A 19361-nucleotide genomic window follows, 5' to 3' on the forward strand; every position below is an offset into this window, starting at 1 on the left:
TGATCCGTATGACCCAGCGACTGCCGCTCATCGCGGGCAACTGGAAGATGAACAACAACCACCTGGAGGCCATCGCGCTCGTCCAGAAGCTGGCCTTCTCCCTGGAGGACAAGGACTACGAGGCCGCCGAGGTCGTCGTCCTGCCGCCGTTCACCGACATCCGCAGCGTGCAGACGCTGGTGGACGGCGACCGGCTGCGCATCGGGTACGGGGCCCAGGACATCTCCGCCCACGACAAGGGCGCCTACACCGGCGAGATCTCCGGCGCCATGCTGGCCAAGCTGGACTGCGCCTACGTCCTGGTGGGCCACTCCGAGCGCCGCGAGTACCACAACGAGGACGACGCGCTGGTCAACGCCAAGATCAAGGCCGCGTTCAAGAACGACATCGTGCCGCTGCTGTGCGTGGGCGAGGGCCTGGACGTGCGCAAGGCCGGCGGCCAGGTCGAGCACGTGCTGTCCCAGGTCGACGGCGCCCTCAAGGAGATCCCGGCCGAGCAGGCCGAGCGCCTCGTGATCGCCTATGAGCCGGTGTGGGCCATCGGCACCGGCGAGGTCGCCACCCCGGCCGACGCCCAGGAGGTGTGCTCGGCGATCCGCGGCCGCCTGGCCGAGCTGTACTCGGCCGACCTGGCCGACAAGGTGCGCGTGCTCTACGGCGGCTCGGTCAAGGGCGACAACGCCCCCGGCATCATGGCCGAGAAGGACGTGGACGGCGCCCTGGTGGGCGGCGCCTGCCTGAAGGCCGAGGAGTTCGTCAAGATCATCCGCTTCGCGGAGAACGGCTGACCCCTCCCGCCCCGTCCGCCATCGTCGCACTCCGTTGCGCAACGGTGACGGGCGGGGCGCCCGACGGGTCTCCAGGTCGGGCTACACTTCGCTGTGGGGTTCCTGCGTCCCTTGCCGTTTCCCCACCCGTGTCACTCAGGGCACGGTAAAATCCGAAATCGTCCCCGATCTCCTCCTCCCCCTGAACCGGGCCGGTGCCGCGACGGCACCGACGGGACGGGAGGGAAGCGGGGGATCGAGGTGTCCATCCCCCCGCTGCGGGGTCGAGCTACGGGTGAGCGTGTGATCCTCGGTCTGTCCATCTTCGTGATGCTTCTCAGCGTGCTGCTGGTCCTCCTCGTGCTGCTGCACAAGGGCAAGGGCGGCGGCCTCTCCGACATGTTCGGCGGCGGTGTCACCTCCTCGCTCGGTGGATCGTCGGTGGTCGAGCGCAACCTCGACCGGATGACCATCATCGTCGCCGTCCTCTGGATCATCGCCGGTGTCGTCCTCGGCCTGCTGATCAACCGGGGGATGTGACCCGCGACCCAGCGGGTGCTCACCCTCCACAGTCAAGCTCGCCAGAGTCGCCGGTGAGCGTGTTCGCCGAAGGAGTTTTTCGTGGGTAGTGGCAGTGCCATCCGTGGCAGCCGGGTCGGAGCCGGTCCCATGGGCGAGGCGGAGCGCGGCGAGGCCGCCCCGCGCATCCGGGTCCCGTTCTACTGTGCGAACCTGCACGAGGTCGTGCCCAGTTTCGCCAGTGAGGCGCTCGTCCCCGACGAGTGGGACTGCCCCCGCTGCGGGTTCCCCGCGGGCAAGGACAAGGCGAACCCCCCGTCGCCGCCGCGCACCGAGCCCTACAAGACCCACCTGGCGTACGTGAAGGAGCGGCGCAGCGCGGAGGAGGGCAAGCTCATCCTCGACGAGGCCCTGGCCAAGCTGCGCGCCGACCGCGCCGCGGTCGAGGCCCACATGCGCGCCGCCCGCAACTGACGCACACCCCCTTCGCTTCGAACCTGCCCGGGGCCCGTCGCCTGCGCGACGGGCCCCGTCGGCGTTCGCGCACGTCGTGGCAAAGGTGAGCGAAGCGTGGAATTTCCTCATTCTCGGGACTGGTGTGGTGCGTGGGACGTACAGTGAGCAGCGCAGACCCCTCGCAGCCCCCTCCCAAGGAGTTGGTGTCCATGTCCGCATGCCCTACCGGCGGGGACCACGACTGGATTCTCGGCGACGACCGCAAGTTCCAGTGCGCCAAGTGCGGTGCTCAGAGCGCCCGCAGGTTCTGAGCGGCGGGGCCCGGCTGGACGGTGCCGCGTCCGGCGAGCTCCCCCTTGCGGTCCGTGGCCCGCCAGGTCACCGGCTCGCCCAGCGCCTCGGCCACCCCCTTGGCCCAGCGCTCCAGGGGCTCGAACATCTCCGGGCCCTCCACCAGGACGGTGCGCCCCTGGTAGACCATCCCGTCCAGGGAGACGACCCGGCCACCGGCCCTCAGTTCGGTGTCGTACTCGCTCGCGCCCGGTCTCGTGTTGGGATTCATGGGTCGGACTCTAACGGCCCGCTCCCCTCCCCACCCGGGATTTCACCGTATCGTTCCGGACCGTTCGGTGCCGAACCGCCTATATAGCGGCAGAAGCGGGCATGTCGGACGCACCGAGTACGGCGGGGGAGGGGGACAATGGACCCATGGCTTCCCCCGACCCCTCGGACGTCCCTGTGACACGGGGCGTCCCCTCGGACCTGACCCATCCGCCCACCGGAGTCTCCCACCTGCGCAGATACGTCAGCCTGCGCGGACCCAACGCCCGCATGTGGATCGCCGTGGCCTACTTCTCGGCCACCCTGACCCTCGGCTTCCTCGTGGTCCTGGGCTCCACGTTCTGGCACGTGCTCAACGACGAGACGACGGTCGGGTCGGTGGCCCTGTGGGTCTCGGCGTCGCTGACGATGATGTTCATCGGCCCGGTGAGCAACGTGTTCGTGCTGCGCGGCCTGCCCCAGCGCATCACCCGGCAGGGGATCAGCGCCGACAGCGACGGCGTCACGGTGCTCCAGGAGCGCAAGTGGTGGTTCCCGGGCGAGGGCACCTTCATCGCCTGGCCCGAGATCCGGCGCATCCGCGAGGAGACCGTGGTGGCCCACCGGACCACCTACTTCATCGAGTTCTCGCTGGACACCCACCGCACCGACGCCGAACTGCCCTCCTGGGCCGAGAGCGCCGGCGCCCTGGGGCTGGAGGAGGACCCCGAGGCGGCCACCCAGTTCTACGTCCAGGTGCCCAAGGACCTGGAGGAGAAGATCCTGCGCATGATCGAGAACACGGCGCCCTTCCCCGGGATCGTCCAGCGCGTCCGCCCCAAGGCGGCCTAGGGGGTGCGGCCGCCGAGCCTGCGCGTCAGCTCGGCGGCCGCGTCGCGCACCCGGCCGGCCAGCGCCTGGGGGGTGACCGGGCGGGCGCTGGGCACGGTCAGGCTGATCGCCGCCGCGGGGCGCCCGTTGTGGTCCAGCGCCGCGGCGGCCACCGACACGAACCCCTCCGTCACCTGGCCGTCCTCGATGGACCAGCCCTGCCGCGCCTCCTCGGCCAGCACCCGGCGCAGCTCGGCGGGGTCGCCCGGGCCGCGCCCGGTGCGGTCGGTGAACGCCGCCGCCCCGGGGTACAGGGCGCGCACCTGGGCACGCGGCAGCAGCGCCAGCATGGCGCGCCCGGACGCGGTCAGGTGCGCGGGCAGGCGCACTCCCACCCCGGTGATCAGCGACGGCGCGTGCGGCGGCTGCTCCTTGAGCAGGTAGAGCGTGTCGGCGCCGTGCAGCACCCCCAGGTGCGAGGTGGCGCCGGTGGCCTCGGTGAGGCGCGCCAGCAGCGGCCGGGCCAGCCGTTCCATGCCGTCGTGGCGCAGGTAGGCCGAGCCGATCTCGAAGGCGGCCACGCCCAGCCCCCACCTCCGCTCCTCCGGCAGGTGGGTCACGAACCCCTCCTCGGCCATCGCCTCCAGCAGCTGGTAGACGCTGGAACGCGGGATGCCCAGCTCCGCGGCGGCCGCCGCCGCCGACACCGGCCCCGGGCGCGTCGCCAGGAACCGCAGGAGCCGCAGGGCGCGGGTCGCCGCCGGGACGATGCTCATGCCCCGAGTCTGCCACGGAATCCTGCATACGCATTGGCGCCATAGTGGCGCTGAAATAACTTCAATTTAGCTAAATTGAGGTTATGATGACTCCATGAGCGCTATCCAGATCAAAGACGTCCCCGATGAGGTCAGAGAGGCCTTGGCCGCGGAGGCCAAGAGGTCGGGCAAATCGCTCCAGGCGTACTTGCTCGCCCTCTTGGAGAAAGAGGCCCGCTTCGCACGCAACCGTGCGATCGTCGAGCAGACTCCGTTGCCCGGAGCCAAGCTGACCGTGGAGGAGATCGTCGCCGCGGTGCGCGAGGCCCGAGGAGACGGCACCCCCGAGTCCGGAAGTGAAGTGGCGTGATCGTTGTCGACACCTCGGCCCTCGTCGACCTCTACCTCGGAGTGTCCGGACACGGTTCCGGAGTCGCCCAAAGAGTCCTCGGCAGCGACCCGGAGTGGTACGCGCCGAGCCATCAGCCGGTGGAACTCCTGAGCTCGATGCGGGGGCTCGTGCTGGGACACAAGATCCCCCTGCCCGACGCGGAGGCCGCGCTCAAGCTCTACGGGATGCAGACCATCGGCTACGTCGAAGTGGTCGGGGCGATCGCCGAGCGCGTCTGGGAGCTGCGCAACAACGTCAGCGCCTATGACGCCGCCTACGCGGCGGTCGCCGAAGCGCTGGACTGCGCCCTGGTCACCGCGGACGCCCGACTCGCCGCGGCTCCGGGGCTGCGCTGTGAGGTGAGGGTGATCCGTTAGCCGGAGGCCGCCTGTCCGGTATCTCAGACACAATGGCCGTGTCGGGCCTGCGGCGGTGGTGGCGCGGGGTGTCGAATGGGGGCATGTCCACAGCAGTTGCTCCCGTCACCGTCGGCGGCGCCCCGCTCACCCCGGCCCAAGTCCTGGCCGTCGCCCGCCACGGCGCCCACGTCACCCTCACCGAGGAGGCCCGCAAGGCCGTCCGGCACGGCCGCGAGCGGGTCGAGGCCCTGGCCCGCGGCGAGGTCCCCGCGTACGGCGTCAGTACCGGGTTCGGCGCCCTGGCCACCCGCCACATCGCCCCCGACCTGCGGGCGCGGCTGCAGCGCTCGCTCATCCGCTCGCACGCCGCGGGCGCCGGCCCTGAGGTGGAGCGCGAGGTGGTGCGCGCGCTGATGCTGTTGCGCCTGCGCACGCTGGCCTCGGGCAACACCGGGGTCGAGGTGGCCACCGTCGAGACCCTGGCCGCCCTGCTCAACGCTGGGATCACCCCCGTCGTGCACGAGTACGGCAGCCTGGGCTGCTCCGGAGACCTGGCCCCGCTGTCGCACGTCGCGCTGGCCCTGATGGGGGAGGGCGACGTGCGCGACTCCGCCGGGGAGCTCAAGCCCGCCTTCACCGCCCTGCACGAGGCCGGGATCACGCCGGTGGAGCTGGGCGCCAAGGAGGGCCTGGCGCTCATCAACGGCACCGACGGCATGCTCGGCATGCTCGCTCTGGCCTGCACGGACCTGGAGCGGCTGCTCAAGGTCGCCGACATCACCGCCGCCATGAGCGTGGAGGCGCTGCTGGGCACCGACCGGGTGTTCGCCGACGACCTCCAGCGGATGCGCCCCCACCCCGGGCAGGCCGCCTCCGCCGCCAACCTGCGCGCCCTGCTCGCCGGCTCCCCGATCGTCGCCTCCCACCGCGGCCCCGACTGCAGCCGGGTCCAGGACGCCTACTCGCTGCGCTGCGCCCCCCAGGTGGCCGGCGCCGCCCGCGACACCCTGGCCCACGCGCTCACCGTCGCCGGCCGGGAGCTGGACAGCGTCATCGACAACCCGGTGGTGCTCGACGACGGCCGGGTGGAGTCCAACGGCAACTTCCACGGCGCGCCGGTGGCCTACGTGCTCGACTTCCTGGCCATCGCGGTCGCCGACGTGGCGTCCATCGCCGAGCGCCGCACCGACCGCATGCTCGACGTGTCCCGCTCGCACGGGCTGCCCGCCTTCCTGGCCGACGACCCCGGCGTCGACTCCGGCCACATGATCGCCCAGTACACCCAGGCCGCCATCGTCTCCGAGCTCAAGCGCCTGGCGGTGCCCGCCAGCGTCGACTCCATCCCGAGCTCGGCGATGCAGGAGGACCACGTGTCCATGGGCTGGTCGGCCGCCCGCAAGCTGCGCCGCGCCGTCGACGGCCTGACCGGCGTGCTGGCCGTCGAGCTGCTGACCGCCGCCCGCGCTCTGGACCTGCGCTCGCCACTGGAGCCGGGCCCGGCCACCGGCGCCGTCGTGCGCGCCCTGCGCGAGCACGTCCAGGGCCCCGGCCCCGACCGCTACCTGGCCCCCGAGATCGCCCGGGTCGGCGAACTCATCACCGACGGCTCGGTTCTCGCGGCCGCCGAATCCGTCACCCCGCTGCAGTGAGACCCCCAGGAGGACACGGCACCATGAGCACCCCGCGCACCGTCCGCGCCGCCCGCGGCACCACCCTGTCGGCCAAGGGCTGGCAGCAGGAGGCCGCCCTGCGCATGTTCCACAACAACCTCGACCCCGAGGTCGCCGAGCACCCCGAGGAGCTGGTGGTCTACGGCGGCACCGGCAAGGCCGCCCGCGACTGGCGCAGCTTCGACCGCATCACCGCGTCCCTGCGCGACCTGGAGGGCGACGAGACCCTGCTGGTGCAGTCCGGCCGCCCGGTCGGCATCATGCGCACCCACGAGTGGGCGCCCCGCGTCCTCATCGCCAACTCCAACCTGGTGGGCGACTGGGCGAACTGGCCCGAGTTCCGCCGCCTGGAGGCGCAGGGGCTGACCATGTACGGGCAGATGACCGCCGGTTCGTGGATCTACATCGGCACCCAGGGCATCCTCCAGGGCACCTACGAGACGTTCGCGGCGGTCGCCGCCAAGCGCTTCAACGGGACGCTGGCCGGCACCATCACCCTGACCGCCGGCCTGGGCGGCATGGGCGGCGCCCAGCCCCTCGCGGTGACCATGAACGACGGCGTGGCGATCGTGGTGGAGTGCGACTCCAGCCGCATCGACCGCCGCATCGAGCACCGCTACCTGGACGTGCGCGCCGACGGCCTGGACCACGCCCTGGAGCTGGCGACCGCCGCCCGCGACCAGCGCCGCCCGCTGTCCATCGGCGTCCTGGGCAACGCCGCCGAGGTGTTCCCGGAACTGCTCTCGCGCGGGGCGCCCATCGACATCGTCACCGACCAGACCTCCGCCCACGACCCGCTGGCCTACCTGCCCGCCGGGGTGGCGTTCGAGGACTGGAAGGGCCTGGCCGCCGCCAAGCCCGAGGAGTTCACGGTGCGGGCCCGCGAGTCGATGGCCGCGCACGTGGAGGCGATGGTCGGGTTCCTGGACGCGGGGGCGGAGGTGTTCGACTACGGCAACTCCATCCGCGACGAGGCCCGCCAGGGCGGGTTCACCCGGGCCTTCGACTTCCCCGGGTTCGTGCCCGCCTACATCCGGCCGCTGTTCTGCGAGGGCAAGGGGCCGTTCCGGTGGGCGGCGCTGTCGGGCGACCCCGCCGACATCGCCCGCACCGACCGCGCGATCCTGGACCTGTTCCCCGAGAACGAGCACCTGGGCCGGTGGATCCGCATGGCCGGCGAGCGGGTGGCGTTCCAGGGGCTCCCGGCCCGCATCTGCTGGCTGGGACAGGGCGAGCGGGCCGCCGCCGGACAGCGGTTCAACGAGCTCGTGGCGGCCGGGGAGATCACCGCCCCGCTGGCGATCGGCCGCGACCACCTGGACACCGGCTCGGTGGCCTCCCCCTACCGGGAGACCGAGGGCATGAAGGACGGCTCCGACGCCATCGCCGACTGGCCACTGCTGAACGCCCTGGTCAACACCTCCTCGGGCGCCTCCTGGGTGTCCATCCACCACGGCGGCGGCGTGGGCATGGGCCGCTCCCTGCACGCCGGCCAGGTCAGCGTCGCCGACGGCACCGAACTGGCCGCCGCCAAACTGGAGCGGGTGCTCACCAACGACCCGGCCATGGGCGTCATCCGCCACGTGGACGCCGGGTACGAGCAGGCCGAGCAGGTCGCCCGGGCCCACGGCATCCGCGTTCCGATGCGCGAGGGGGAGTAGGGTCCCGGTGGCGCAGCACGGCACCACCCCCGACGCGGGGGCGTTCGATCGGATGTGGGCGGACCTGGCCCCGGTGGGCCGGGACCCGGACGGCGGCTACCGCAGGTTCAGCTGGGAGGGCGCCGACACCGACGCCCGGGCCTGGTTCGTCCAGGAGGCGAAGGCCCGCGGACTGGACGTGCGGACCGACCGCAACGGCAACCTGTGGGCCTGGTGGGGCGCGCCGGGTCCGGGCGCCGTGGCCACCGGTTCGCACCTGGACTCGGTGCCCTCGGGCGGGGCCTTCGACGGCCCGCTGGGGGTGGTGAGCGCACTGGCGGCGGTGGACGAGCTGCGCCGGCGCGGGGTGCGCCCGGCGCGGCCGCTGGCCCTGGCGGTGTTCGTCGAGGAGGAGGGCGGCCGGTTCGGCGTCCCCTGCCTGGGCAGCCGGCTGAGCACCGGGGAGATCTCCCCGGAGCGGGCCCTGGGCCTGACCGACGCCGACGGGACGACCTGGGCGGCGGCGATGGAGCGGGCCGGGCTGGACCCGGCGGCCGCCGGCGCCGACCCCGCGACCCTGGGGCTGCTCGACGTGTTCGTGGAGCTGCACGTGGAGCAGGGCCGAGCACTGGAGGACACCCCGCACCCGGTGGGCGTGGGCTCCTCCATCTGGCCGCACGGCCGGTGGCGGCTGGACTTCACCGGCCGCGCCGACCACGCGGGGACCACCCGCCTGGAGGACCGCAGCGATCCCATGCTGCCGTTCGCGCACACCATTCTGGCCGCCCGCGAGATGGCGGCCGCACACGGCGCCCGCGCCACCGTCGCCAAGGCCCGGGTCGCCCCCAACGGCACCAACGCGATCCCGTCGCTGGTCAACGCCTGGCTGGACGCGCGGGCCGCCGACGAGGCCGCCCTGGAGGCGGTCGTGGCCGGGGTGCGCGGGGCCGCCGAGCGCGCCGCCCTGGAGCACGGGGTGGGGGTGGCGGTGACCGCCGAGTCCCGCACCCCGCTGGTGGCCTTCACCGAGGGCCTGCGCGACCGGCTCGGCGCGGTGCTCGCCGGGGACGGCCCGGCGGTGCCGGTGCTGCCCACCGGCGCCGGGCACGACGCCGGGGTGCTGGCCGCGCACGTCCCCACCGCGATGCTGTACGTGCGCAACCCCACCGGGGTGTCGCACTCCCCGCACGAGTGGGCGCGCCCGGACGACTGCCACGCCGGGGTGGCGGCCCTGGCCGACGTCCTGGCCGACCTGCTCACCGGAGAGGCGGTCCGATGAGCGCGCCGACCCGCCTGTGGTGCGAATGGGCCTGGACCGGCTCCGCCGACGGCGCCCCCGAACCGGGGGTGCTGCTGGAGGTCGCCGGCGGCCGGTTCACCGCGGTCACGGCCCGCACCGCGGCCCCCGCCGACGCCGAGGTGCTGCCCGGGGTGACCCTTCCGGGCCTGGCCGACGCGCACTCGCACGCCTTCCACCGGGCGCTGCGCGGGCGCACCCACGCCGACGGCGGCTCGTTCTGGACCTGGCGCGAGGTGATGTACCGGGTGGCCGACCGGCTCGACCCGGACACCTACCTGCGCCTGGCCCGCGCGGTCTACGCGGAGATGGCCCTGGCCGGGGTGACGTGCGTCGGCGAGTTCCACTACCTGCACCACGCCCCGGGCGGGGTCCGCTACACCGACCCCAACGAGATGGGGCGGGCGCTGGTGGCGGCCGCCGCCGACGCCGGGGTGCGGCTGACCCTGCTCGACGTCTGCTACCTGGCGGGCGGGCTGGAGCCGGACGGGACGTACCGGCCGCTGTCCGGGCCCCAGACGCGGTTCGGCGACGGCGACGCCGCCGGGTGGGCCGAGCGGGTCCGCTCGTTCGGGCCGCTGCCCGGCCACGCCCTGCTGGGCACGGCCGCCCACTCGGTGCGCGCGGTCCCGGCGCGGGAGCTGCCCGAGGTGGCGGCTGCCGCCGCGGGGATCGGCGGCCCGCTGCACGTCCACCTGTCGGAGCAGCCCGCCGAGAACGCGGCCTGCCTGGCCGCCCACGGCCGCACCCCCACCGCCGTGCTCGGCGACGCCGGGCTGCTGGGGGAGGGCACCAGCCTGGTGCACGCCACCCACCTCACCGACGGCGACGTCGCGGCGATCCGCGGGTCGCGCTCGGTGGTGTGCCTGTGCCCCACCACCGAACGGGACCTGGCCGACGGCCTGCCCCGCACCGGCGACCTGGACGCCCGCAGGCTGAGCCTGGGCAGCGACCAGCACGCCCGGATCGACATGTTCGAGGAGGCGCGCGCCGTGGAGCTGCACGAGCGGCTGCGCACCCACCGGCGGGGCACCCTGGGCGCGGGCGACCTGCTGCGCGCGGCCACCGCCCACGCCACCCTGGGCTGGGACGACGCGGGCGCGCTGGCCGCGGGGGCCCGCGCCGACCTGGTCAACGTGCCCCTGGAGGGGGTGCGGCTGGCCGGCGCGGACCCGGCGCGCGGGGTGGACGCGGTGGTGTTCGCCGCCGACGCCTCCGACGTGCGCAACGTGATGGCCGACGGGCGCTGGACCGTCCGCGACGGCGTCCACACCCGGATGCCCGACCTCGCCCGCGACCTCGACACGGTGATCAAGGAGATCCTCAAGTGACCGACGTGCCCGAGAGCATCCTCATCGACGACATCGCCACCCTGGTCACCAACGACCCCGGGCTGGGGGAGGGGGCGGTCGGCGTCATCGAGGACGCCGCCCTGGTCATCGAGGGCGGGACGGTGGCGTGGGCCGGTCCGCGCGGCCGGGCCCCGGCCGCCGACGCGCGGGTGGACGCCGCCGGGAGGTGCGTCCTCCCCGGCTTCGTGGACTCCCACTCCCACATCGTGTTCGCGGGCGACCGCAGCCGCGAGTTCGCCGCCCGGATGAGCGGGACCCCCTATTCCGCCGGGGGCATCCGCACCACCGTGGCGGCCACCCGGGCGGCCTCGGACGCCGAGCTGCTGGGGCGGGCGCGCGGCTTTGCCGCCGAGGCGCGCGCCCAGGGCACGACCACCCTGGAGGTCAAGTCCGGGTACGGGCTGACCGTCGCCGACGAGGCGCGGTCCCTGCGGGTGGCGGGGCGGGTGACCGACGAGGTCACCTTCCTGGGGGCGCACGTGGTGGCGCCCGAGTACGCCGACGACCCGCAGGGGTACGTGGACCTGGTCACCGGCCCGATGCTGGACGCGTGCGCCCCCCACGCGCGGTGGATCGACGTGTTCTGCGAGCGCGGCGCCTTCGACGAGGAGGCCTCGCGCCGGGTGCTGGCCGCCGGGATGGAGCGGGGGCTGCTGCCCCGTGTGCACGGCAACCAGCTGGGCGAGGGCCCCGGGGTCCGCCTGGCGGTGGAGGTGGGCGCGGCGTCGGTGGACCACTGCACCTACCTGTCCGCCGAGGACGTGGACGCGCTGGCGCAGGCGGGCGGGCGGCCCGAGCCGACCGTGGCGACCCTGCTGCCGGGGGTGGACTTCTCCACCCGGCAGAGCTACCCGGACGCGCGGGCGCTCATCGACGCGGGCGCGGTCGTGGCCCTGGCCAGCGACTGCAACCCGGGGTCGTGCTTCACCTCCAGCCTGGCGTTCTGCATCGCCGTCGCGGTCCGCGACATGGGGATGACCCCCGACGAGGCCGTGTGGGCGGCCACGGCGGGCGGGGCGCTGGCGCTGCGCCGCACCGACGTGGGCCGGCTGGCCCCGGGCGCCCGCGCCGACCTGGTGCTCCTGGACGCGCCCAACCACCTCTACCTGGCCTACCGGCCGGGCGTCCCCCTGGTCGCCGCGGTGTGGAAGGACGGCGTCCTGGCCCACGGCCGCCCCTGAGCCCCGTGCGGAGCGGCGGGGCGCAGAACTCAACGGGCGCCTAACGTCCCGGAAACCTGCGTCCCCCAACCTGGGATCACGTCGGTGCGCGTCCCGCCGCCGCGGGGACAGCGTCGTCCCCGCGGCGGCGGGAACATCTTCTCCAGGGGGCGCTGTGGGTCTGTGGCGCATCAGGACCGCGGTCGAGGACCGGCCCGGCGGTCTGGCCGGACTCGTCGGAGCCCTCGCGGAATGCGGCGGCGACATCGTGGGACTGTCCATCCACACCGACGTCTCGGGCGTGGTGGACGAGTTCGTGGCGGAGATCCCGGGCGACCCCGGGGCGGCGCTGCGCGCGCTCCAGGAGCACTGCCCGACCGGGACGGTGACGGCGGTTCCCGCCCACCGGCGCGAGGTCGGCGACGACGTGACCCGGGCCCTGCTGCTCACCGCGCGGCTGCGCGCCCACCCCAACCGGCTGCCCGAAGCACTGGCCGAGCTGCTGACGGCCGACGGGGCCGGCTGGACCAACCTGACCCGGGCCGAGGGCCCGGGCGGACCGGAGCCGGGCACCTCCCTGCTGGTGCCGGTCGGCCCGCTGCGCGGGGTGCTGGTGCGCCGCGCCTCCCGCCCCTTCACCTGGACCGAGTCCAGCCGCGCCGACGCCCTGGTGCGCTCGGTGATGCCCTCCGCCGGCCCGGTGCCCACCGACCGGATCGTCCGTACCGGAGAGGGCGTCCCGCTGTCGTTGCGCCAGGTGCGCGAGGCGGACGCGCCCGCCGTGGTGGACCTGCACCGCCGCTGCACCCCCGAGACGGTGCGCGGGCGCTACCTGGCGGGGCTGGCCGAGCCGACCCCGCAGATGCTCCGCGTGTTCTGCGACCCCGAACGCGGGCTGACGTTGGCGGTGCGGCCGCAGGGGGAGGAGGAGCCGGTGGCCCTGGGCCACCTCATGTACACCCTGGACCCGGGCGTCGGGGAGATCGCGTTCCTGGTGGAGGACGCCTGGCAGGGCCGCGGTGTGGGCACCGCGCTGGCCCGGGCGCTGACCGTCGTCGCCGCGGACTGGGGGCTGGCGGAGGTGCGGGCGGAGACCACCCTGTCCAACACCGCGATGCTGCGGATCATGAGCCGCTCCGGTGCCTCGGTGCGGGTGCAGGAGGGCTCCTACGTGCACGCGCGGCTCCCGGTCGCCGAAGCCCTGCAGTCCGGCCCCTCCGGGGAGCGGGAGGGCCGCCTGGCCCGCCTCATGGGCCGCGGCTGACCGTCCGCACGGGAACGGGGGCCGACGGCACCGGGGGTGTCGCCGACCCCCGTTCGTGCTCGACGCGTCGAGGCCGTCTCCTGGGGCACGGGAGCGCTCGTCCGTGGAGGAGTGCTCGGGTGCGCGGGCGGTCGCGGTCGGTGCCGGACCGGGCGCGGGTGTTACTCGCCGCTCTCGTCGGCCTCGGTGCCCGCGGTCTCGGCGGACTTCTTGGTGGCGCGGCGCTTCTTGACCGGGCGCGAGTAGTCGACCAGCGGCTCGAAGCGGGCCTCGTGCTCCTTGAAGCAGTCGGCGCAGGCGTCGACCTCGCGGACGGTGCCGTCCCAGGCGAACTGGATGACCTCAGTCGCCTCGACCTTCTCCTCGCGGACGGCGTGGGGATCGCAGTACTTGCGCGTGAAGACCTCGGTGACCACGGCGGGGATTTCCCTTCGGTATCGCGTTGAACAGTGCAGGACCCCCTGATCATACACCTGTACGAACGAAACGGCCGGATGTTCACCGGGTTCGCCGTGCAAGGGTTCGGGGTCGCCCCGAAGCCTAGCGAAGACCGGGGACCGTTGCGGCCCGACGGCTCCGGCGTGCCCGTGTTGAACAGGGCCTTCCCCGCTTCCGCGCACGTGTGATCCGGGTCGCGTGATGTGCGGCGATTTGGTGCCGACTGTAGTCGCGACTTCTTCTTCGTCCGTTCCTGAAACGGTGTCCGGTGATTTCCTCCAGTCGATTTGCGCATTTGATGAACACGGCGTGGAAACCGTGGCTAGGGTGTTGCCCGTACCGCTCGGAAATAGGGGGGCGCCCGCGGCGGGTGCGGGGGTTCGCACACGCCCGCCGCGGACGGCGCGCCGAGCGGTGGCGGGGCCGCGGGGGAGCGGTGCCCGGAAGAAGGTGAATTCAGGGGGAGGGCCGTGGTCGATTACATGGAGGGCGTCTACAGAAGGCGCGTGCCGGATCCCGGAGGGGAACTCCACGCGCCCCCGGGCAGGTCGGCGGCGGCGCGGCGGCGCGCACAGGCCGATATCGCCCACGCCTGCGAACGCATGTCCGTCGATCCGGGCTTCGTTCGGCTGCGAAGGAGATTCGCGATTCAGGCGGGCCTGCTGGTCGCCGCCTTCCTCGGCAGTTACATGTCCTATCTGCTGCTGTCGGCCTACGCGCGCGATTTCATGAGCATCCGGATCGCCGAATCCGTCAATGTCGCCCTGGTCATGGGAATAGGGCAGTTCCTGCTCACCTTCGTGCTCGCCTGGGCGTTCGGCCGTTTCTCGGAACGCGCGATCGACCCCCTGGCCGCACAGGTCCGGGACCGCGCCGCCGGCGGCGCCCGGCCGCACCCGGCCGCGCGGGACGGGGCGGACGGCGCGGCGGTGCGCCCATGACCGCGGCCGGCGCGTCCGGGATGATCGGTGCCGTCACGGGGGACGGCACCGCCCACCTCCTCGCCGCGCCCACCGCGCTGGACGGCCGGTTCGGCGCCGCGCACGCCTGGACCATCGGGCTGTGCGCCCTGTTCGTCCTGGTCACCCTGGCCATCACCATTCGGGCCCGGCGCACCACCAGGGGCGCCGTCGACTACTACGCGGGCGGGCGCGGCTTCTCCAGCACCCAGAACGGCCTGGCGCTCACCGGCGACTACCTGTCGGCCGCCTCGTTCCTGGGCATCGCCGGGATGATCTCCCTCCAGGGGTACGACGGGTTCCTGTACTCCATCGGCTTCCTGGTGGCCTGGCTGCTGGTACTGCCCATGGCCCAGCTGATGCGCAACACCGGCCGGTTCACCATGGCCGACCTGCCCGCGTTCCGGATGCGCCGGATGCGGGTGCGGCTGGCCTGCACGGTCTCCACCGTCATCGTGTGCGTGTTCTACCTGGTCGCCCAGATGGTCGGCGCCGGCGCGCTGGTGTCGGTCCTGCTCGGGCTGCACGACGGCGGCACCTTCCTGGGCGTGGACGCCGCTCAGGCCCGCACCGGCGCGATCGTGCTGGTCGGGGTGCTGATGATCGTCTACGTCATGTACGGCGGCATGAAGGCCGCCACCTGGCTCCAGATCATCAAGGCGGTCGTGCTGCTGGGCGCGACCGGGCTGCTCACCGTCCTGGTCCTGGCCATGTTCTCGTTCGACCCGCGCGCCCTGCTGGGCGCCGCCGCCGACGCCAGCGGCCACGGGCCGGCGTTCCTGGAGCCGGGGCTGGGCTTCGGCGTGGAGGTGCCGGGGGAGCCGGCGACCACCATGTTCAACAAGCTCGACCTGATCAGCCTGGGGCTGGCACTGGTGCTGGGCACGGTCGCCCTGCCGCACATCCTCATCCGCTTCTACACCGTGCCCGACGGGCGCTCGGCGCGCTCGTCGGTCAACCGCGCCATCCTCATGGTCGGGGCCTTCTACCTGATGACCCTCGCCCTGGGGTTCGGGGCGGCCGCCCTGGTGGGCTCCGAGCGCATCCTCGCCCTGGACCCCTCCGGCAACAGCGCGGTGCCGATGCTCGCCGAGGAGCTGGGGCGGCTCACCGCAGGGCCGGTCGGCGCCGCGGTGCTGCTCGCGCTGATCTCCGCGGTGGCGCTGGCCACCATCCTGGCGGTCATCGCCAGCCTCACCCTGGCCTCGTCCTCCTCCATCGCCCACGACCTGTTCGGGCACATCCTCATGTGGGGGCGCCCGCGCGAGTCGCAGGAGGTGGCGGTGGCCCGGTTCTCCGCGTGCCTGATCGGCGCGGTGGCCATCGCGCTGGCCGTGCAGGCCCAGGAGCAGAACGTGGCGTTCCTGGTGGGCCTGGCCTTCGCCATCGCGGCCGCGGCGAACCTCCCGGTCATCGTGCTCACCATGTTCTGGCGCCGGTTCAACACCAAGGGCGTGGAGTGGGGCATCTACGGCGGCCTGGCGTCCACCCTGCTGCTCATGCTGTTCTCGCCGGTGATGTCGGGCAAGACCGACCCGGCCACGGGGGAGAACCTGTCGGTGCTGCCGTCCTGGATCGACATCGGCTTCTTCCCCCTGGAGAACCCGGCGCTGATCGCGGTGCCCGTCGGGTTCGCCTGCGCGGTGGTGGGCAGCCTGCTCTCGCCCGAGCGCAACAGTGCCCGGTTCACCGAGCTGCGGGTGCGCTCCCTCACCGGCTGGGGCGCCGACCAGGAGTGACCGCGGGGGCGCCCGGGGCCGGGCCTGGGGAGGGGGTCAGGGGCGGCGCGCCCGCTCCAGGGCCCGGGCCAGGTCGGCCAGCAGGCCGGGGATCTCCGGTGCGGAGCGCGCCGCGGCGTCCCAGGCCCGGGTCGCCTGCTCCAGCCGGTCGGCCACGGTCGGCTCGTCGGCCCCCTCCCGGCGGATCCGGGCGTCCCGCCTGCGGAAGGAGGTGCGCGTCGCCCACAGGGCCGCCGCCACGAACGGCCTGTACAGGCCCCGGCCGCGCACGTCCAGGACGACCTTCACCGACCAGCGCCCCTCCGGGGTCGCCGCCGCTTCGATCCAGCCCTCCACCCGGGCCATGGCGTGTGTGGCGGTCAGGTGCGCCGGCGGCACCGGGCCGTCCTCCAGGGCGGCGTACCAGGCGTCCAGGTCCAGGTGCAGGGAGGCCGAGGCCGAGCGCAGCCGGGGGCCGCGCCCGGGCAGCCGGACGTCCAGGGTCCAGTCCACGGTGCCGGCCGCCCCGTCGTGGGACACCGAGCCCCAGGTCACCGGGGCGTCGCCGGTGCCGGCGGTGTCGGGCATGGCGTACTCGACGGAGGCGCGGCCCCAGGGGTCCCAGGAGGTGACGGTGACGCCGGTGCTGCTCCACCCCTTGTCCTCGTCGTCGCCGGGCTCGACGGGGACCCCGTCGGGGGAGAGCTCGGCGACCAGGTAGTGGGCGCGCTCCTGGAGGTGGCGGCCGGTCTGGAGCTGGAGCCCCGACCGGGCCGCCAGGGCCTCCAGCGCCTTCCGGCGCTCGGGGTCGGGCGAGCCGTCGCGCAGCTCCGCGACGGCGGCCTCCCGCCGGGCCAGCCGCCCGGCGCGCTCGCGCACGTCGACGAGCCCGAGTTCCCCGGCGCGCTCGACCAGCGGGGCGAGGTCCTCCTCGGCGGGCGGCAGCAGCCAGCCGCGGCCGTCGAACCGGCAGGCCGCGGCCACCTCGTACAGGCCCGCGACGATCCGGTCCACCGTTCCCCGGTCGGCGGGGGCGAGGTCGAACGTATGGCTCAGGCGGGTCACGGCGTCTCCGGGATTCGGTGCAACAGCGCGGCGTTCCCCAGGGTACGGGCCGGGGCGTCGGTACCGGTCGGCACAATGGCCCCATGGGTGTCTACGTGGTGTTGTTGCGCGGGGTCAATGTCGGTAAGCACAACCGGATCGCCATGGCCGACCTGCGGGGCCTGCTCGGCGACCTGGGCTACCGGGACGTCACCACCCACCTGCAGAGCGGGAACGCCGTGGTCGCCTCGGGGGACGAGGGGCCGGAGGCGGTGGCCGCGGCGGTGGGCGCGGGGCTGCGCGAGCGGTTCGGGCTGGAGGTGCCGGTGGTGGTGCGCACCGCGGAGGCGCTCGGCGCCGCGGTGGAGGCCAATCCGCTGGAGGTGGCCGACCCCTCCCGCTTCCTCGTCCTGTTCTGCTCGGGGACGCTGGACACCGCGGCGCTGTCCGCGCTGGACCCGGCGGAGTACCCGCGCGAGCGCCTCGCGGCGACCGCGACCGAGGCGTACACCGTCCACGAGGAGGGCCTGCGCTTCGCGCGGCTGCCCGACGTGGTGGCCCGGCACGCCGACGGGTTCGTCACCGGGCGCAACTGGCGGACGGTGCTCAGGCTCGCGGAGATGGCGCGCTCCTGACCCCTGCCGAAATACTTGTCCGAGAGAAAACATCTGTCCGAGAGAAGACCACGGCGCGTTCCCCGAATGGACGGTGGTACCGGTGCCGAGACGATGGACCGTGATCCTGCGCGACCGGGCCGACACGGCGCGCCCGATCCGTCCCGAGGACTGCCACGGCCTGCTCAACCGCTGGTGGCCCCACCCGCCGGAGGAACACGCGCTGGCCAAGCGGTGGGCGATGAACGGGTGGCCCGCCCCGCTGGGCGACCGGCTGTACCACTGGACGCTGACCTGGCTGGACGACGAGGTGCCGCCGCCCTCGGACCCCGAGGAGGCGGTGGGCCGGGTCCAGCGGATCGGCGACCACCTGCTCGAACCCCTGTCGGTGACCCGCACCTTCGACCGGCGCTACGGGGAGCTGCTGGCCGGTCCGCGGGGACCGCTGCCGGTCCGCTCGGCCGAGCTGCGCAGCCGCACCCCCGTGGTCACCGCCACCCGGGACTCCTCCGGTGAGCGGATCCCGCACGTGTGGCCGGGGCCGCGCCGGATCTTCGGGGCGGTCCACCGCTCCGGCGGAGGGATCGTCGGCGGCAGCGGGGCGATGGGCGCGGTCGCCCGGTTCGCGCCGCCCGCGCTGGCGGGGACCTGGCTGGAGTCGGCGTTCGAGGGGCTGGACCTGGTGCGCCGCCTCCCCGTGCCCGGTGAGGAGATCCGGCTGGCCGAGCACCATCAGGCCGAGGGCCGGACCGTCCTGGGCTGGCAGGGCGGGCTGCGCCTGGAGCTGACCGGCGGCGACCGGCGGCACGCCGAGGCCTTCACCGCCCTGCTGGAACTGGTGGAGCTGACCGGCGTGGGCAAGTACACGGCGCAGGGCTTCGGCTCGGTGCTGGTGGACACCGTGACCCCGGGCGCCCCGTCCTCCGCGGTGGTGGCCCAGAGGGCCCGCCGCGCCCCCCAGCGGCCGCCCTCCCGGCCCGGGCCGGGGCCGCTGGAGACACGTGCGGCGGTGGCCGGGCTGGAGGAGTTCGGAGGACTGCTCTTCGACTGAGGGGCTCGCGGCCGGGGGCGGTGGCGGGCGGCGTCCGCGGTGGACGGGCGCGCCGGAGGCGTTGTCGTGCACGCGCGGGGGGCGGGGCGCGGGAGGAGAGGGATGACCGGACCGGCGGGGCCGCCTGCGCGCGGGGTCGAAGGGCGCGGGGGCGGTGGATCTCGTCGCCGTGCGGCTCCCGGCGGGGTGGGGCCGGGGAACCGGTCCGGAACGGCTCCGGTCGGGGCGTTCCGGGGAGGGGGGACCGTGGGGTCCGCTGCCCGTCCGGGTCAGGAGGGGCGCCGGTCGGCGGCCCGCTCGCGCAGGGACCGGGCCAGGTCGCGCAGGTGCGGGACCAGCTCCTGCGGGGTGAGCGGGGCGGGCTCCGGAGGGGCGGTCGGAGCGGGCTCGTGCTGGGTGATCGTCTCTGATGTGTGCGGCGACACCGGGGAACCTCCGTACCGTGGGTGGTTCGTGCATGGAAACCCTCTCGGACAGACACGGGCGGGGGCCGCCCGGCCCCCTCGCCGGGTGGCCGGTTCGGGCCAATCCCCTTC

21 protein-coding genes are annotated in these 19361 nt (G+C 74.1%); 16 read left to right on the plus strand and 5 right to left on the minus strand.

Features of this window, described 5'->3' with window-relative positions; translation table 11 throughout:
- Positions 1-8 precede the first annotated feature (8 nt).
- The 3 genes from tpiA (at position 9) to K1J57_RS19620 (ending at position 1760) form a co-directional block, all read left to right on the plus strand.
- Positions 9-788: a triose-phosphate isomerase gene (tpiA, locus tag K1J57_RS19610; protein WP_220560019.1), complete on the plus strand. Its 780-nt coding sequence runs from the start codon at positions 9-11 to the stop codon at positions 786-788.
- Between the two features lie 282 nt (positions 789-1070).
- Positions 1071-1307 (plus strand): preprotein translocase subunit SecG, encoded by a 237-nt coding sequence (gene secG, locus K1J57_RS19615; RefSeq protein WP_220560020.1) that lies wholly within the window; start codon positions 1071-1073, stop codon positions 1305-1307.
- A gap of 129 nt (positions 1308-1436) precedes the next feature.
- Positions 1437-1760 carry an RNA polymerase-binding protein RbpA gene (locus tag K1J57_RS19620; protein ID WP_245833406.1) on the plus strand — a complete coding sequence of 108 codons (324 nt, stop codon included), beginning with the start codon at positions 1437-1439 and terminating at the stop codon, positions 1758-1760.
- A 271-nt stretch (positions 1761-2031) separates the two neighbouring features.
- Here K1J57_RS19620 and K1J57_RS19625 read toward each other — a convergent pair whose 3' ends face one another.
- Positions 2032-2304, minus strand: a complete 273-nt coding sequence (locus K1J57_RS19625; RefSeq protein ID WP_220560021.1) for a hypothetical protein — start codon at positions 2302-2304, stop codon at positions 2032-2034.
- A gap of 146 nt (positions 2305-2450) precedes the next feature.
- Here K1J57_RS19625 and K1J57_RS19630 point away from each other — a divergent pair, with 146 nt between their 5' ends.
- A complete protein-coding gene (locus K1J57_RS19630; RefSeq protein ID WP_220560022.1) occupies positions 2451-3134 on the plus strand; it encodes a hypothetical protein in 684 nt (227 codons plus the stop codon).
- Here the strand turns inward: K1J57_RS19630 and K1J57_RS19635 are convergent.
- Entirely contained in the window at positions 3131-3889 is a 759-nt protein-coding gene (locus tag K1J57_RS19635; RefSeq protein WP_220560023.1) for an IclR family transcriptional regulator, read from the minus strand. The two genes, K1J57_RS19630 and K1J57_RS19635, sit on opposite strands and share 4 nt — an antisense overlap.
- Positions 3890-3983: 94 nt before the next feature.
- Here K1J57_RS19635 and K1J57_RS19640 point away from each other — a divergent pair, with 94 nt between their 5' ends.
- The 8 genes from K1J57_RS19640 to K1J57_RS19675 all read left to right on the plus strand — a co-directional run bounded on the left by K1J57_RS19640 (position 3984) and on the right by K1J57_RS19675 (position 13001).
- Positions 3984-4238: a hypothetical protein gene (locus K1J57_RS19640; RefSeq protein ID WP_220560024.1), complete on the plus strand. Its 255-nt coding sequence runs from the start codon at positions 3984-3986 to the stop codon at positions 4236-4238.
- The gene (locus tag K1J57_RS19645; RefSeq protein WP_220560025.1) at positions 4235-4636 is read left to right on the plus strand and encodes a type II toxin-antitoxin system VapC family toxin; all 402 of its coding nucleotides are present in this window, start codon (positions 4235-4237) and stop codon (positions 4634-4636) included. Before K1J57_RS19640 ends, K1J57_RS19645 begins: the two co-directional genes overlap by 4 nt.
- Before the next feature lie 83 nt (positions 4637-4719).
- Positions 4720-6267, plus strand: a complete 1548-nt coding sequence (hutH, locus tag K1J57_RS19650) for a histidine ammonia-lyase (RefSeq protein WP_220560026.1) — start codon at positions 4720-4722, stop codon at positions 6265-6267.
- 23 nt (positions 6268-6290) lie between these two features.
- Positions 6291-7949: a urocanate hydratase gene (hutU, locus tag K1J57_RS19655; protein ID WP_220560027.1), complete on the plus strand. Its 1659-nt coding sequence runs from the start codon at positions 6291-6293 to the stop codon at positions 7947-7949.
- Positions 7950-8001: 52 nt separating this feature from the next.
- A complete protein-coding gene (locus K1J57_RS19660; protein WP_220565657.1) occupies positions 8002-9207 on the plus strand; it encodes an allantoate amidohydrolase in 1206 nt (401 codons plus the stop codon).
- The gene (locus tag K1J57_RS19665) at positions 9204-10556 is read left to right on the plus strand and encodes a formimidoylglutamate deiminase (protein WP_220560028.1); all 1353 of its coding nucleotides are present in this window, start codon (positions 9204-9206) and stop codon (positions 10554-10556) included. Before K1J57_RS19660 ends, K1J57_RS19665 begins: the two co-directional genes overlap by 4 nt.
- The gene (gene hutI / locus K1J57_RS19670) at positions 10553-11758 is read left to right on the plus strand and encodes an imidazolonepropionase (RefSeq protein WP_220560029.1); all 1206 of its coding nucleotides are present in this window, start codon (positions 10553-10555) and stop codon (positions 11756-11758) included. Before K1J57_RS19665 ends, hutI begins: the two co-directional genes overlap by 4 nt.
- A gap of 154 nt (positions 11759-11912) precedes the next feature.
- Entirely contained in the window at positions 11913-13001 is a 1089-nt protein-coding gene (locus tag K1J57_RS19675) for a GNAT family N-acetyltransferase (RefSeq protein WP_220560030.1), read from the plus strand.
- Between the two features lie 161 nt (positions 13002-13162).
- Here K1J57_RS19675 and K1J57_RS19680 read toward each other — a convergent pair whose 3' ends face one another.
- The gene (locus tag K1J57_RS19680) at positions 13163-13417 is read right to left on the minus strand and encodes a hypothetical protein (RefSeq protein ID WP_220560031.1); all 255 of its coding nucleotides are present in this window, start codon (positions 13415-13417) and stop codon (positions 13163-13165) included.
- A 492-nt stretch (positions 13418-13909) separates the two neighbouring features.
- Here K1J57_RS19680 and K1J57_RS19685 point away from each other — a divergent pair, with 492 nt between their 5' ends.
- Both K1J57_RS19685 and K1J57_RS19690 read left to right on the plus strand, forming a co-directional pair.
- On the plus strand, positions 13910-14380 hold the full coding sequence (locus K1J57_RS19685) for a DUF485 domain-containing protein (RefSeq protein WP_255646437.1): 471 nt from the start codon (positions 13910-13912) through the stop codon (positions 14378-14380).
- A 20-nt stretch (positions 14381-14400) separates the two neighbouring features.
- Positions 14401-16137, plus strand: coding sequence for a cation acetate symporter (locus K1J57_RS19690; RefSeq protein WP_370634685.1), 1737 nt, complete (start codon positions 14401-14403; stop codon positions 16135-16137).
- Between the two features lie 36 nt (positions 16138-16173).
- On the opposite strand, the gene K1J57_RS19695 is transcribed toward K1J57_RS19690, so the two are convergent.
- The gene (locus K1J57_RS19695) at positions 16174-17181 is read right to left on the minus strand and encodes a hypothetical protein (protein ID WP_220560034.1); all 1008 of its coding nucleotides are present in this window, start codon (positions 17179-17181) and stop codon (positions 16174-16176) included.
- 83 nt (positions 17182-17264) lie between these two features.
- On the opposite strand from K1J57_RS19695, the gene K1J57_RS19700 reads away from it, so the two are divergent.
- A complete protein-coding gene (locus tag K1J57_RS19700) occupies positions 17265-17795 on the plus strand; it encodes a DUF1697 domain-containing protein (RefSeq protein WP_220560035.1) in 531 nt (176 codons plus the stop codon).
- A 73-nt stretch (positions 17796-17868) separates the two neighbouring features.
- Positions 17869-18825 (plus strand): CRISPR system precrRNA processing endoribonuclease RAMP protein Cas6, encoded by a 957-nt coding sequence (gene cas6, locus K1J57_RS19705; protein WP_220560036.1) that lies wholly within the window; start codon positions 17869-17871, stop codon positions 18823-18825.
- Between the two features lie 269 nt (positions 18826-19094).
- Here the strand turns inward: cas6 and K1J57_RS19710 are convergent, their stop codons facing one another.
- Positions 19095-19250, minus strand: coding sequence for a hypothetical protein (locus tag K1J57_RS19710; RefSeq protein WP_220560037.1), 156 nt, complete (start codon positions 19248-19250; stop codon positions 19095-19097).
- Positions 19251-19361 lie beyond the last annotated feature (111 nt).

Origin of the sequence: Nocardiopsis sp. MT53, assembly GCF_019598965.1 — a bacterium.
In the GTDB taxonomy this organism is placed as follows: Bacteria; Actinomycetota; Actinomycetes; order Streptosporangiales; family Streptosporangiaceae; genus Nocardiopsis; species Nocardiopsis changdeensis.

Coding starts and splice junctions, on each gene's coding strand:
- tpiA (WP_220560019.1), top strand. CDS start 9: ATGACCCAGCGACTGCCGCTCATCGCGGGCAACTGGAAGATGAACAAC.
- K1J57_RS19620 (WP_245833406.1), top strand. CDS start 1,437: ATGGGCGAGGCGGAGCGCGGCGAGGCCGCCCCGCGCATCCGGGTCCCG.
- K1J57_RS19625 (WP_220560021.1), bottom strand. CDS start 2,304: ATGAATCCCAACACGAGACCGGGCGCGAGCGAGTACGACACCGAACTG.
- K1J57_RS19630 (WP_220560022.1), top strand. CDS start 2,451: ATGGCTTCCCCCGACCCCTCGGACGTCCCTGTGACACGGGGCGTCCCC.
- K1J57_RS19635 (WP_220560023.1), bottom strand. CDS start 3,889: ATGAGCATCGTCCCGGCGGCGACCCGCGCCCTGCGGCTCCTGCGGTTC.
- K1J57_RS19640 (WP_220560024.1), top strand. CDS start 3,984: ATGAGCGCTATCCAGATCAAAGACGTCCCCGATGAGGTCAGAGAGGCC.
- hutH (WP_220560026.1), top strand. CDS start 4,720: ATGTCCACAGCAGTTGCTCCCGTCACCGTCGGCGGCGCCCCGCTCACC.
- hutU (WP_220560027.1), top strand. CDS start 6,291: ATGAGCACCCCGCGCACCGTCCGCGCCGCCCGCGGCACCACCCTGTCG.
- K1J57_RS19660 (WP_220565657.1), top strand. CDS start 8,002: ATGTGGGCGGACCTGGCCCCGGTGGGCCGGGACCCGGACGGCGGCTAC.
- K1J57_RS19665 (WP_220560028.1), top strand. CDS start 9,204: ATGAGCGCGCCGACCCGCCTGTGGTGCGAATGGGCCTGGACCGGCTCC.
- K1J57_RS19690 (WP_370634685.1), top strand. CDS start 14,401: ATGATCGGTGCCGTCACGGGGGACGGCACCGCCCACCTCCTCGCCGCG.
- K1J57_RS19700 (WP_220560035.1), top strand. CDS start 17,265: ATGGGTGTCTACGTGGTGTTGTTGCGCGGGGTCAATGTCGGTAAGCAC.